The 15,255-nt window shown below is 75.9% G+C and carries 1 protein-coding gene; it reads left to right on the plus strand.

What is annotated here, in order from left to right:
* Positions 1-226: 226 nt before the first annotated feature.
* Positions 227-15,244, plus strand: coding sequence for a type I polyketide synthase (locus tag CRV15_RS28045; RefSeq protein ID WP_009995036.1), 15,018 nt, complete (start codon positions 227-229; stop codon positions 15,242-15,244).
* Positions 15,245-15,255: the final 11 nt, after the last annotated feature.

Genomic DNA, 15,255 nt, shown 5'->3' on the forward strand with positions numbered 1-15,255 from the left:
CGTCGTCATCTGTCGTCGGGCGCCGTAACGCCCCGTCATGTGCGTACCGCGTCGTGCTGCGTCGTACCGTGCCGCGCCGCGTGTCCCCGCGGACGCAGGCGTACCCCTGCGAACCGGCGCACCGCCGCCGCCCGGAGCGCCGAAGTCCCGGACGGCGGAGCCCCGTGGGACGCGGTCCCGAACGCTGCTGCCCCGAAGTCCTGAGCACCCCTGAAGGAGTTATGACGTGAACGTGCCGAAGACCCCCACCGGGTCTCCTGTCCTCTGGGCCCTGTCGGCCGACAGCGGGGGCGCGCTCAGGGCACGGGCACGGAGGCTCAGGGACCGGCTGTCGGCCACGGCGGAATGGCACCCCGCGGACATCGCCGCCGCGCTCGCCCGCACCCCTGCCGCCACCGCCCGCCGCGCCGCCCTGGTGGCGGAGGACCGCGCCGGACTCCTGGAACGGCTCGACGCGCTCGCTGACGGGCGCGGTATGCCGGGCCTGGCCGAGGGGCCAGGGCCCGGCGCCGCGGGCTTCCACGGTGCCGCGTTCGTCTTCCCCGGCCAGGGCGCCCAGTGGCCCGGGATGGCGGCGGAACTCCTCGACTCCGCACCGGTGTTCCGCCGGAGCGTGGACGCCTGCGCCCAGGCGCTGGAACCGTTCCTCGACTGGTCCCTGATGGATGTGCTGCGCGCCTTGGGGGGCACCGTGCCCCTGGACCGGGCGGACATCGCCCAACCCGCGCTCTTCGCGGTCGGCGTGTCCCTCGCCGCGCTGTGGAGCGCCCACGGCGTGGAGCCCGCGGCGGTGCTCGGCCACAGCTGCGGCGAGATCTCCGCCGCGGCGGTCAGCGGTGCCCTCTCCCTCGACGACAGCGCGCGGGTGGTCGCCCGGTGGAGCCAGGCCCAGGCGACCCTGACCGGCCGCGGCGACATGGTCTCCGTCCTCGCCTCCACCACGGAACTCCGCCCCCATCTCGCCTCCTTCGACGGACACCTGGTGATCGCGGCCGTCAACGGCCCGCGTTCCGTGATCGTGTCCGGGGACGCCGACGCCGCCGCCGAACTGGTGGAACGGCTGACGGCGGCCTCCGTCCACGCCCGGAGGATCGCCGTCGGGCTGGCCGCGCACTCCCCGCACATCGACGCCGTCGTCCCCCGCCTCCACGCCGACCTGGCCCCCGTGCGTCCGCTCCCCGCACGGCTGCCGTACTACTCCGGACTGACCGGCGACCTGATCGCCGAACCTGTCCTCGACGCCGCCTACTGGGCCCGCAACCTGCGGAACACGGTCCGCTTCGACAGGGCCACGACCGCGCTCCTGCGGGACGGCCACAGCGTGCTGCTGGAGATCGGCCCGCACCCCGTCCTCACCGCGGCCCTGCGGGAGTCCGCCGACACCTGCGGCGCCCCGGCCCGCGTCACGGCGACACTGCGCCGGGGCCGGGGGAACCGGACGCAGTTCCTCTCCGCGCTGGGGGAGCTGTATGTGCACGGCGCCTCCCCGGACTGGGAAGCGGCCCTCGCCGGGTCCGGCGCCCGCCCCGTGGAGCCGCCCGGCGGCCCGGCGGGCGGCCACCCCCAGGACGGCGTTCCCCGGGACGGCGACTGCCGTGTGCCCCCGGTGGAGGGCGGCACGGACCCGGTGGAGGACGCCGGGGATCCGGTGGAGGACGCTGCGGACCCGGTGGAGGGCGCCGGGGACCCGTCCGTGCCCTCCGGGGGAGAGGAGGACGGGGCGCTCCGCGAGGAGCTGAGCCGCCTCGCGCCCGCCGCGCAGCGCGACCGGCTGCTCCGGCTGGTCCGCGAGGAGACCGCCGCCGTGCTCGGTTGCTCCGGCCCCGTCGACCCCGGCCGCACCCTGGTCGACCTCGGCCTCGACTCGGTGACCGCGATCGAACTGCGCGACCGCCTCAACAGGGCCACCGGGCTGCGGCTGCCCCTCACGGCCGCGTTCGACCACCCCACACCGGGAGCCCTCGCGGAACTGCTGCGCGCCCGGCTGCTGGGCGACGACGGGCCCCTGCCCGCGGCCCCCGCGCCCGGCCCGTCGGCCGCCCGTGCCGACGACCCGGTGGCCGTCGTCGCGATGGGCTGCCGCTTCCCCGGCGGTGTCCACGGCCCCGAGGCCCTGTGGCGGCTGCTGACCGAGGAGACCGACGCCGTCTCGGCGTTCCCCGAGGGGCGCGGCTGGGGCACCGGGGGCGCCTGCGCCCGCGAGGACACCGGCCCCGGCCGGTACTACCAGCGGGAGGCGGGGTTCCTCCACGACGCCGACCTCTTCGACGCCGCCTTCTTCGGCGTCTCGCCCCGCGAGGCCCTCGCGATGGACCCGCAGCAGCGGCTGCTGCTGGAGACCTCCTGGGAGGTCTTCGAGCGCGCGGGCATCGACGTGACGGCCCTGCGCGGCAGCCGCACCGGTGTCTACATCGGTGCGATGACCATGGACTACGGCCCCCGCCTCCATGAGCCCTCGGAGGTCGGCGGCCATCTTCTGACGGGGAACACCGGCAGCGTCGCCTCCGGGCGGATCGCCTACGTCCACGGCTTCGAGGGCGCGGCGATCACCGTCGACACCGCCTGCTCCTCCTCGCTGGTCGCCCTGCACCTGGCGGTGCAGGCCCTGCGCCGGGGCGAGTGCTCGCTCGCGCTGACCGGCGGCGCGACGGTGATGCCGACACCGGGCATGTTCGTGGAGTTCAGCCGTCAGGGCGCGCTGTCGGCGGACGGCCGGTGCAAGGCGTTCTCCGCGCACGCCGACGGCTTCGGCCTGGCCGAGGGGGTCGGCCTCGTCCTCCTGGAACGGTTGTCGGACGCGCGGCGCAACGGTCATCCGGTGCTCGCGGTGGTCCGTGGTTCCGCTGTCAACCAGGACGGTGCCTCGAACGGTCTCACCGCGCCCAATGGGCCGTCCCAGCAGCGGGTGATCCGCGCCGCGCTGGCCGACGCGGGGCTGTCGGCGGCGGACGTGGACGCGGTGGAGGCGCACGGCACGGGGACGCCGCTGGGCGATCCGATCGAGGCGCAGGCGTTGCTGGCGACTTACGGTCAGGGGCGTTCGGCGGGTCGGCCGTTGTGGCTGGGTTCGCTGAAGTCGAATATCGGCCATACCCAGGCGGCAGCCGGTGTGGGTGGTGTGATGAAGATGGTGCTGGCGTTACGGAACGGGGTGCTGCCGAGGACCCTGCATGTGGACGAGCCGACCCACCGCGTGGACTGGTCGGCGGGCGAGGTGCGGCTGCTCGCGGAGGCCCGTCCCTGGGACGGCACGGCGGGACCCCGGAGGGCCGGGGTGTCGTCCTTCGGCGTCAGCGGGACCAACGCCCACGTCATCCTGGAGGAGGCCCCCGCGGTGGCGCCCGCCGCCCGTCCGGCGCCGCCCGAGGCCCCCGGACCGCTGCCGTGGGTCCTGTCGGCGAAGACCCCCGAGGCCCTGAGGACACGCGCCGCGCACCTGCTGCCCACGGCCGGGCAGGCGGACACCCGCGCCGCCGACATCGGCCTGTCGCTCGCCACCGCCCGCGCCCGCCACCGCCACCGGGCGGTGGTGGTGGGTGGTCGGGGGGAGTTGCTGTCGGGTCTGCGGGCGCTGGCGGGTGGGGAGGTGTGTGCGTCGGTGGTCGCGGGGACGGCTCCGGCATCGGATGCCCGGGTGGTGTTTGTGTTTCCGGGTCAGGGGTCGCAGTGGGTGGGGATGGCGTGTGAGCTGCTGGTCGGGTCGCCTGTTTTCGCGGCTCGGATGGTGGAGTGTGAGCGGGCTCTGGGGCGGTTTGTCGACTGGTCGTTGACGGGGGTGGTGCGGTCGGGTGTGGGGCTGGACCGGGTGGATGTGGTGCAGCCGGTGTTGTGGGCGGTGATGGTGTCGCTGGCGTCGGTGTGGCGTGGGTTTGGGGTGGTGCCGGCTGCGGTGGTGGGTCATTCGCAGGGTGAGATCGCGGCGGCTGTGGTGGCGGGCGGGCTGTCGCTGGAGGACGGGGCGAGGGTGGTGGCGTTGCGGAGCCGGGCTGTCGCGTCGCTGGCGGGTGAGGGCGGGATGGTGGCGGTCTCTCTCCCTCTGGGGGAGGTGGAGCGTCTGATCGGTGGCTGGGAGGGGCGGTTGTCGGTGGCGGCGGTCAACAGCCCGTCGTCGGTGGTGGTGTCCGGTGACTCGGATGCGCTGGCCGGATTGCTGGTGTTGTGCGGGGCGGAGGGGGTGAGGGCGCGTCGTGTCGAGGTGGACTACGCCTCGCACTCGGCCCGGGTGGAGCGGATCGAGGCCGAGATCCGGACGGCTCTGGAGGGGGTGACACCGGTCCGGGGCGGGGTGCCGTTGTTCTCGACGGCGATGGACGCCTGGCTGGACACCTCGGTGATGGGCGGCGCGTACTGGTACGCCAATCTCCGCCGCACGGTGGGTTTTGAGTCCGCGGTGCGGGCGCTGGCGGCGGAGGGGTTTGGTCCGTTTGTTGAGGTGAGTCCGCATCCGGTGCTGGCGGTGGCGGTGGAGGAGACTCTGGAGGCGGTGGGGTCGTCCGTCCCGGTGATCGGCACTTTGCGGCGGGACGAGGGCGGCATGGACCGTCTGCTCATGTCCCTCGGTCAGGCGTGGGTGCACGGTCTGCCGGTGGACTGGTCACCGGTGTTCGCGGACACCGGCGCCACCGGGGTCGACCTCCCCACCTACCCCTTCCAGCGCGAACGCTTCTGGCTGGAGACCGTGCGGGCGGAATCCGGACCTTCGGTCACCGGGCGGTCCGCGGACGGCCTCTGGAGGACCCTTGAGGACGAGGACCCCGCAGGGCTCGCGGACACCCTGAAGGTGACCCCGCAGGCGTTGGACGAGGTACTGCCCGCCCTCCTGACCTGGCGCCTTGAGCACGCGCGGACACAGCGCGCCGACTCCTGGCGGTACCGCGTCGGCTGGCGTCCGCTCGCCCTGCCGCCCGCCCCCGCGCCCCCCGGCCGCTGGCTCGCCGTGTGCCCCGAGGACATACGTTTCGCCGCGGACCCCGCGAGCGACGTCGTCCGCGGCCTGGCCGCGCTCGGCTTGGACCTCACCGTGGTCACCGCCGCAGGCCCCGGACGCAGCCGGGCCGCGCTCGCCGCCGCGCTCACCGCAGCCACCGGCGCCAGGCCCTTCGCCGGTGTTCTCTCCCTGCTCGCCGACGAGCCGCGCCCGCACCCGGAGCACCCCGAACTCCCCGGTGGTGTGGCGCTGACCCTCGCCCTCGTCCAGGCGCTGGGGGACGCAGGGATCGACGCCCCGCTGTGGTGCGTCACCCGCGGCACGGCCGTCCTCGGCGCGGGCGAACGGCCCGGCCCCGTCTCCCACGCGGCCGTCGCCGGTCTCGGGCGGACCGCTGCCCTGGAGCACCCGGGCCGCTGGGGCGGGCTGGTCGACCTCCCGCCGGACCCCGACGAGCGGGCCCTGCGGCGGCTGTGCGCCGTCCTCACCTCCGTCACCGACGAGGACCAGGTCGCGGTGCGCTCGACCGGTGTCCACGGGCGCCGCCTCCTGCCCGCCCCCGTACGCCGCGACCCGCCGCCCGGACGCGGGGCCGGGGACACCTTCGGGCACGGCACCGTACTGATCACCGGCGGCACCGGCGGCGTCGGCGCCCAGGTGGCCCGGTGGCTCGCCAAGGGGGGCACCGGACACCTCCTCCTCGTCTCCCGGAGCGGTGCACGGGCCGCGGGCGCGGACGAACTGCGCACGGAACTGCGGGAGCTGGGCGCCGCCGTCACCATCGCCGCCTGCGACGCCGCCGACCCGGACCGGCTGCGGGACGTGATCGGCGCACTGCCGGGGGAACAGCCGCTCACCGCCGTCGTCCACGCGGCCGGGGTCCTCGACGACGGCACGCTGGACAGCCTGACCCCCGCCCGGACGGCCGCCTGCCTACGGGCCAAACTGACCGCCGCGCACGCCCTCCACGAGGCCACCGCCGGACACGACCTCGCGGCCTTCGTCGTCTTCTCCTCCCTCATGGGCGTCGTGGGCAACGCGGGCCAGGCCGGCTACACCGCCGCCAACGCGGCCCTGGAGGCGTTCGTCGCGGGACGGCGTGCCGAGGGACTGCCCGGCACGGCCATCGCCTGGGGGGCGTGGGCCGCGGGCGAGGGCATGCTGCGCGAGGACGTGGTCCGCCGCCTGCGCGACCGGGGCCTGCCCTCCATGGCCCCGGAGGCGGCCGTCACCGCGATCGGCCGGGCGGTCACCGAGGACGACGGCCTCGTCGTCGTCGCCGACGCCGACTGGCGGCGCTTCGCCGACACGGCGGGTCCGCGCCCCACCGCCCTGCTGAGTGTCCTCTGCGCCCCGGACGGCGGTGACACCGGCGACATCGACGACACCGGCGGCAGCGGCGGCGGCACGGCCGGGCCCGCCGGAGCGTTCGTGGCACGGCTCGCGGAGCTGCCCGCCGCCGACCGGCCCCGGTTCGTCACCGACCTGGTCCGCGCCCACGCGGCGGCGGTGCTGCGCCACACCGCCCCCGACGCGATCCCTTCCGAACGGGCCTTCTCCGACATGGGGTTCGACTCGCTGACCTCCGTGGAACTGCGCAACCGGCTCGCCGCGGCCACGGGGCTCCGGCTGCCCGCCACCGTCCTGTTCGACCGGCCGACGCCGCGGAGCCTTGTCACCCATGTGCTCGCCGCGCTCCCGGACGTCGGCGGCGCGCGGGGCGGCGGAGCGTCCGTCGGCGGTGCGGTGGTGGCCGGTGGCGGGTGCGCCACCGGCCGGGAGCGCGGGGCGGCGGAATCCCCCGCTCCGGCGAGGCACGACGAACCGGTCGCGATCGTCGGCATGGGCTGCCGCTTCCCCGGCGGCGTCCGCCGCCCCGCCGATCTGTGGCGGCTGCTCGCCGACGGCCGGGACGCGGTGACGCGGTGGCCCGCCGACCGGGGCTGGGACACGGCCGGGCTGTACGACCCCGACCCGGACCGGCCCGGTACCACCTACTGCGCCCAGGGCGGCTTCCTGGAGGACGCCGCCGGGTTCGACGCCGCGTTCTTCGGGATCTCCCCGCGCGAGGCCCTCGCGATGGACCCGCAGCAGCGGCTGCTCCTGGAGATCTCCTGGGAGGCCGCCGAGAGCGCGGGGCAGGCTCCCGCGTCGCTGCGGGGCCACCGGGTCGGTGTGTTCGTCGGCACCAACGGCCAGGACTACATCGGTCTGCTCGGGGCCGACCCGGACGCCTCCGAAGGCCACTTCCTGACCGGCAACACGGCGAGTGTGCTCTCCGGCCGTATCGCCTACACCCTCGGCCTGGAGGGCCCCGCCCTCACGGTCGACACGGCCTGCTCCTCCTCGCTGGTCGCCCTGCACCTCGCCGTCCAGGCACTGCGGCGCGGCGACTGCGACCAGGCGTTCGCGGGCGGTGCGACGGTGATGAGCACCCCCCGCTCCCTGGTCGAGTTCAGCCGTCAGCGGGGTCTGGCCCCGGACGGCCGGTGCAAGGCGTTCGGCGCGGGAGCGGACGGCACGGGCTGGGGCGAAGGGGCCGGGATGCTCCTGTTGAAGCGTCTCTCCGACGCGCGGCGCGACGGACATCCCGTGCTCGCGGTGATCCGTGGGTCCGCCGTCAACCAGGACGGCGCCAGCAACGGTCTCACCGCCCCCCACGGCCCCGCCCAGCAACAGGTCGTCCGCGCCGCCCTCGCCGACGCGCGCCTCGCGCCCGGTGACATCGACGCCGTGGAGGCCCATGGCACCGGCACCGCCCTCGGCGACCCCATCGAGGCGCAGGCGCTCCAGGCCGTCCACGGTCGCCGCCCCGGCGGACATCCGCTGTGGCTGGGATCGGTCAAATCCAATATCGGCCACACCCAGGCCGCCGCCGGTGTCGCCGGAGTCATCAAGATGGTGCTGGCCCTGAGAACCGGCGAACTGCCCGCCACCCTGCACGCGGACGACCCCAGCCCGCACATCGACTGGTCCGCCGCGGACCTGCGCCTCCTGACCCGGCACACCCCCTGGCCCGCCACCGGCGCACCCCGCCGCGCCGGAGTGTCCTCCTTCGGCATCAGCGGCACCAACGCCCACGTCATCCTCGAACAGGCCCCACCGGACACCCCCTCCACCACGGGTCCCGCCACGACGGGGGACAGGGAACACGGGGCGGACCCCGGGCGCGGCGCGGGTTCCGCCGATCCGGTGGCGGGTGTCGCGGGCGGCCCGAACGCCGGTGCCGCGGCGGCGGTGCGGTCCGTCGGGTGCGCGGACTCCGTCAACGCCGCGGAGGGCACGCTCCCGGTGCCCGGGGCGGCGGGCTCCGCGAACGGCACGGACCCGGCCGGTCCGGCGGCAGAGAGCGCGGCGGCGGCCTCCGGGCGAGGCGCGCGCCCCGGTATGCCGCTGCTGCTGTCCGCGAGGGACCCGCACGCCCTGCGGGCCCAGGCGGCGGGTCTGCGCGCGCATCTGAAACACCACGGCGACAGCCTCGCGGACATCGCCCACGCGCTCGTCACGCGGCGTAACGCGTTCGAGCACCGGGCGGCGGTCCTCCGGCCGGACGGGGACGACGAGCACCCGGAGAACGGCCGGGCGGCGGTGCTCCGGGCGCTGGAGACCATCGCCACCGGCGGTTCCTCCGGACGGGTCGTCACCGGCCGCACCGCCCCCGCGCCCCGCACCGCGTTCCTCTTCCCCGGACAGGGGAGCCAGCGCACGGGCGCCGGTGCGCGGCTCTACCGTGCCGAACCGGTCTTCGCCGACGCGCTGGACGACGTCCTCACCCATCTCGCCCCGCATCTGGACCTGCCGCTGCGCGACATCATGTTCGCGGAGCCCGGCACGGAACGCGCCGCGCTGCTGCACCGCACCCGCTGCACCCAACCGGCCCTGTTCGCCCTCGCCGTGGCGCTGTTCCGGCTCATGGACCACCGGGGCGTCCGGCCCGGCCTCCTCATCGGACACTCCGTCGGCGGGCTGGCGGCGGCCCATGCGGCGGGCGTCCTCGACCTGCCCGGCGCCTGCGCGCTGGTCGCCGCCCGCGGCCGGCTGATGGACGCCCTCCCCGGGGGCGGGGCCATGGCCGCCGTGGAGGCCGACGAGGACGAGATCCGCGCGGCCCTCGCCGAGGGCGCGGCACCCCACGGAGACATCAGTGTGGCCGCCGTCAACGGCCCGCGCTCCACCGTCGTGTCCGGCGACCGCGCCCCCGTGCTCCGCCTCGCCGCGGCCTTCCGCGCACAGGGCCGCCGCACCAGGGAACTCACCGTCAGCCACGCCTTCCACTCGGCGCACATGGACCCCATGCTGGACGACTTCCGCCGGGTGGCCGAGGGCCTGACCTACTCCGCGCCCCGCATCCCCGTACTCTCCGACCTCACCGGGGAACGGGCCACCGCCGACGAACTGTGCGACCCGGGGTACTGGGTACGCCACGCCCGCGGCACCGTCCGCTTCTTCGACGGCGTCCGCCGCCTGCTCGCGGAGGGCATCACCGACTGTCTTGAACTCGGCCCCGGCGGTGTGCTCTCCGGCCTCGTACAGGACTGCCTGTCGCACACCGGCACCGGCACCGGCACCGACGCGGACACCGGCATGTCCGCGGGCGCGGAGAGGGATACCGCCGCCGACTGCCGCGCCGTCCCCCTGCTCCGTGACGGACGCCCCGAGGACGTGGCGGTCGTCGAAGCGCTGGCCCGGCTGTACGTCCGGGGCGTCCCCGTGAACTGGCGCGCCGGGTGGCCCCGTACGGCCGTACCCCACCTCGATCTGCCCACCTACCCCTTTCGGCACCGGCGGTTCTGGCCCGCGTCCCCGGCCGCGCCGCTCCCGCCCGGGGACGGCGCGTCGGAACGCACCGGACGGGCGTATCGCGTCGGCTGGCGCGCCCTGCCCGAACCCGCCGCACCCCGGCTCCACGGCACCTGGCTGCTGATCGCCCCCGGACCCGCGCGCACCCCCCTCGCCGGGGCGTGCGCCCGCGCCCTGGAGGAACACGGCGCCGCGGTGACCACCGTCCCTGTCCCCGCCGGTACGGACCGATCGGAACTCGCCACGCTCGTCCGGACGGCCGACGCCACCGGTGTCCTCTCGCTGCTCGCACCCACCGGCGGTCCCGAGGCCACCCTGCTGCTCGTCCAGGCGCTCGGTGACGCGGGCGTCGGAGCCCCGCTGTGGTGCGCCACCACCGGGGCCGTGGCCTGCGGCGACGACGGCCCGCCCGACCCTGTGCAGGCACAGGTCTGGGGCCTGGGGCGGGTCGCCGCCCTGGAGCACCCGGGCCGCTGGGGCGGGCTGGTCGACCTGCCGCCGGACCCCGACGGGCGGGCCCTGCGGCGGCTGTGCGCCGTCCTGTCCGGAACCGTGCGCGCCGAAGGCGGGGACATCTGCCCCGAGGACCAGGTCGCGATCCGCGCCGACGGCCTCCACGGCCGCCGCCTCCTGCGCGCCTCCCGCCCCGGCGCGGACACCGGCACCGGCACCCGCGCCTGGCCCCCGCGCGGCACCGTGCTCATCACCGGCGGCACCGGCGGCCTCGGCGCCCAGGTGGCCCGCCTCCTGGCGAAGAACGGCGCGGGACACCTCGTTCTGACGAGCCGTCGCGGCCCGGACGCCCCCGGCGCCGCCGCGCTCACCGCCGAGCTGACCGCCCTCGGCGCGCGGACCACCGTCGTCGCCTGCGATGTCGCCGACCGGTCGGCGCTGCGGGCCGTCGTGGACGACCTGCGGGCCCACGGCGACACCGTACGGGCGGTCTTCCACACCGCCGGACTGACCTCGGACACACCGCTCCCGGAGCTGACCCCGGCCCGGTTCGCCGAGGAGACGGCGGCCAAGGTGCGGGGCGCCACCCACCTCGACGCCCTGTTCGGCGGCGGACCGGACAGCGGACCGGACGGCGGACCACCGCACCGGGCGCGATCGGGTGGCGGCCGACCGGACAGCAGCGCACCGGACGGCGGACTCGACGCCTTCGTGCTCTTCTCCTCCGTCTCCGCCGTCTGGGGCAGCGGACGCCAGGGCAGCTATGCCGCCGCCAACGCCCATCTGGACGCCCTCGCCGAACAGCGGCGCTCCCGGGGGCTCGCCGCGACCTCCGTGGCGTGGGGGCCCTGGGCCGGAGCGGGCATGGCGCACGGGGCCACCGGCGCGGCCCTGCGCCGCCACGGACTGGTCCCGATGGCCCCCGAAGCGGCGCTGACCGCCCTCCAGGACATCCTGGAACGGGGCGAGAGCGGCACCGTGGTCGCGGACCTGGACTGGGCGCGCTTCACCCCCGCTTTCACCTCGGCCCGCGTCGGCGCGCTCCTGAGCGAACTGCCCGAGGCCCAAGCCCCCTTCGGACACCCGTCCGCGCCGCCGCCCGGCTCCTCGGCGCGGGAGCCGGACGCCGACCCGCCCGCCGCCGTCCGGGCCCGGTGGCGCGCCCGGCTCGCCCCGCTGCCCGGGCGGGAGCGGCACCGCGCGCTCACCGAATTGGTCCGCACCGAGGCGGCGGCCGTTCTCGGCCATGACACGACCGCGTCGATCGCCGCCGACCGCCCCTTCCGGGAGATCGGCTTCGACTCGCTCACCGCCGTCGAGCTGCGCGGCCGACTGGCCGGCGCGACCGGTCTGCCCCTGCCCGCCACCACCGTGTTCGACCATCCCACGGCCGTCTCCCTCGGCAGCCGCCTGTACGGCGAACTCACCGGAACCGGAACCGGAAGCGAAACGGGAAGCGGAAGCGGAAGCAGCGAGGGCGGCACCGGCGGCGAGTCCGGCCCCGCTCCGCTGACCACGCGCAGCGCCGCCGCCCCGCCCCCCACGGCGGAACCGCTCGCCATCATCGGGATGGCCTGCCGATTCCCCGGCGGCGTCCGCTCCCCGGAAGACCTGTGGAACCTCGTCCTCACGGAGACCGACGCCATCGGCGGCCTGCCCACCGACCGCGGCTGGCCACTGGACGCCCTCTACGACCCCGACCCCGAACACGAGGGAACGTTCTACGCCACCGGCGGCGGCTTCCTCGACGGCGCCGGAGACTTCGACGCCGCGTTCTTCGGGATCTCCCCGCGCGAGGCGCTGGCCATGGACCCGCAGCAGCGGCTGCTCCTGGAGACCTCCTGGGAGGCCCTCGAACACGCGGGCATCGACCCCCGCTCCGTCCGCGGCAGCCAGGGCGGCGTCTACCTCGGACTGGCCTCCCAGGGCTACGGCACCGGACCCAAGGACCCCTCCGCCGACGTCGAAGGACATCTGCTCAGCGGCACCGTGACGAGCGTCGCCTCCGGCCGCGTCGCCTACACCCTGGGCACCGAGGGTCCCGCCGTCACCGTCGAGACCGCCTGCTCCTCCTCCCTGGTCGCCCTCCACCTCGCCGGACAGGCGCTGCGCGCGGGGGAGTGCTCCTTCGCGCTCGTCGGCGGCGCCGCCGTCATCGCCTCACCGGACGTCCTCGTCGAGTTCAGCCGCCAACGCGGGCTGTCGCCCGACGGCCGCTGCCGCCCCTTCGCGGACACCGCCGACGGCACCGGCTGGAGCGAGGGCGTCGGCGTCCTCGTGGTCGAACCGCTCTGTGACGCGCGGCGCAACGGCCATCCGGTCCTGGCGGTGATCCGTGGGTCCGCCGTCAACCAGGACGGTGCCAGCAACGGTCTCACCGCCCCCAGCGGCCCCGCCCAGCGGCGCGTACTGCGCCGGGCGCTGGCCGCCGCCGGAGTGACGGCGGCGGACGTCGACCTCGTCGAGGCCCATGGCACCGGCACCACCCTGGGCGACCCGATCGAGGCGGGGGCCGTTCTCGCCGTCTACGGGCGGGACCGGCCCGCCGGCCGTCCGCTGTGGCTCGGTTCGCTGAAGTCGAACATCGGCCACACCCAGGCCGCCGCCGGAGTCGCGGGCATCATCAAGACCGTCATGGCCCTGCGGCACGGCGTCCTGCCCCGCAGCCTGCACATCGACCGGCCCTCCACCGAGGTGGACTGGTCGGCGGGCACCGTACGGCTCCTCACCGAGGCACGCCCCTGGGACACCCCGGCAGGGCCCCGCCGGGCCGGGGTCTCCTCGTTCGGCATGAGCGGCACCAACGCCCACGTCGTCCTCGAACAGGCCCCCACGGCCGCGCCGGTCACCGATCCTGACGACAGCGGACCGGAGGACGGCCCGGAGGGTGATCCGGACGCCGGAGCGGGCGCGGGCCCCGCCGGGACCGACACCGCCGTCTGGCTCCTCTCCGCCGCGTCCGGGCCCGCGCTGCGGGCCCAGGCCCGCCGACTCCTGGAGCACGCTGCGGCCAGGCCCGCTCTGTCCCCCGAGGACATCGCCCACGCCCTCGCCACCACCCGTACCGCCTTCACCCACCGCGCCGCCGTCCTCGGTGCCACCCGTGACGAACTGCTCTCCGCGCTCGCGGCACTGGACCGGGGCGCCCCCGCGCCCGGAGCCGTGACCGGCCGGGCGGCCGACGCCCGAACCGTCTTCGTCTTTCCGGGGCAGGGGTCGCAGTGGTTCGGTATGGGGCGTTCTCTTCTTGCCGGGTCGGTGGTGTTCGCGGAGTGGATCGCTGCGTGTGAGCGGGCTCTTGTGCCGTTTACGGGTTGGTCGCTGACGGCTGTGTTGCGTGGTGTTCGGGGTGCTCCGTCGTTGGAGCGTGTCGATGTGGTGCAGCCGGTCCTGTTCGCGGTGATGGTGTCCTTGGCTGAGTTGTGGCGTTCGTGTGGTGTGGTTCCGGACGCGGTTGTCGGTCATTCCCAGGGGGAGATCGCCGCCGCGTATGTTGCCGGGGCCCTCACCCTCGACGACGCCGCCAGGGTGGTGGCCCTGCGCAGCAGGGAGCTGCTGCGGCTCGCGGGCACGGGCGGCATGGTCTCCCTCGCCGTCCCGGAGGACCAGGCCCGGCGGCTGGTGCTGCCGCACGGCGAACGGATCGGCGTGGCCGCCGTCAACGGCCCGGAAGCCGTCGTCGTCGCCGGGGAACCCGCCGCGCTGGACGCCCTGCTGGCCACGTGCGCCCGCGACGGCATACGCGCCCGGCGGCTCCCCGTCGACTACGCCGCCCACTCGGCCCAGGTCGCCGGAGCGGGCGACGGACTGCGGACCGCCCTCGCCGACCTGCGGCCGCGGCCCTGCGCCATCCCCCTGTGCTCCACAGTGACGGGGGAACCCGTCGACGGGGCCCGGCTGGACGCGGAGCACTGGTACCGCAATCTGCGCGAGCCGGTCGCGTTCGCCGCCGCCGTCGAGCACCTGATCGCCGCGGGGCACGACCTGTTCGTCGAGATCAGCCCCCACCCTGTGCTGACCGCCGCGATCGAGGCGACCGCCGAACGGGCCGGGCGGGACGTCGCCGCCGTCGGCACGCTCCGCCGCGACGACGGCGGCGGGAACCGGCTGCTGACCTCGCTCGCCGAGGCATGGACCCACGGGGCCCCCGTCACCTGGTCCACGGTCCTGCCCCGCCCCGCGACCGCCCACCCCGACCTGCCCACCTACGCCTTCCAGCACGAGCGCTACTGGCTGCCCACCCCCGGCAGATCGGGCCTCGCGCTCCCGCCCCCGCCTGTCTCCGTCCCCGGCGCTCCGGAGCCGTCCGCCGTGCCTCTGGACGGGACAGCGCCCCTGAACGGAGAAGCGTCCGTAACCGGCGGCGCGCGGGCGGCGGGGGACCTTGTCGAAGGCCCCGGCGCCCCGGCGGCCCCCGCCGGAGCATCCGTATCCGTGGCACCGGGCACAACCGGCGCCACGGGCAGCACCGTTGACCCGGCGCCACCCCGGGGCGAATCTCCCACCGGACCCACCGGACCCACCGGACCCACCGGACCCACCGGACCCACCGGACGCGACGAGGGCGACCGCCGCCGTGCTGTCCTCGACCTCGTCACCGCGCACACCGCGGCCGTGCTCGGGCACACCAGCCCGGCGGCCGTACGCCCCGGGCGTCCCTTCGCCGAGATCGGGTTCGACTCGATGCTCGCCGTCACCCTCAGAAACCGTCTGCGCGACGCGACCGGAGTGCGCATCGCGACCACCGCGGTCTTCGACCACCCCACCCCCGACGCGCTCGCCGACCATCTGTACCGACAGCTCCACGAGACAGAGACAGAGACAGCGGCGGCACCGGAGCCGGACCGGCCGGTACTCGTCCAACTGGACCGCCTCGCCGATGCGCTGGCGACCACCGGCCCGGACACCCCCGGCGCCGACGGGATCGCCACCCGGCTGCGGAACCTGCTGCACGGCTGGACCGCGCGCACGGCACCGGACGATCCCACGGCCGGGGCGAGCACCGTCGACACCGCCACCGCCGACGAACTCTTCGAACTGCTCGACAACAACTTCGGGGCCTGAGGGAGAGCCGG

It is taken from the genome of Streptomyces clavuligerus, from assembly GCF_005519465.1.
GTDB classification, from domain to species: Bacteria; Actinomycetota; Actinomycetes; order Streptomycetales; family Streptomycetaceae; genus Streptomyces; species Streptomyces clavuligerus.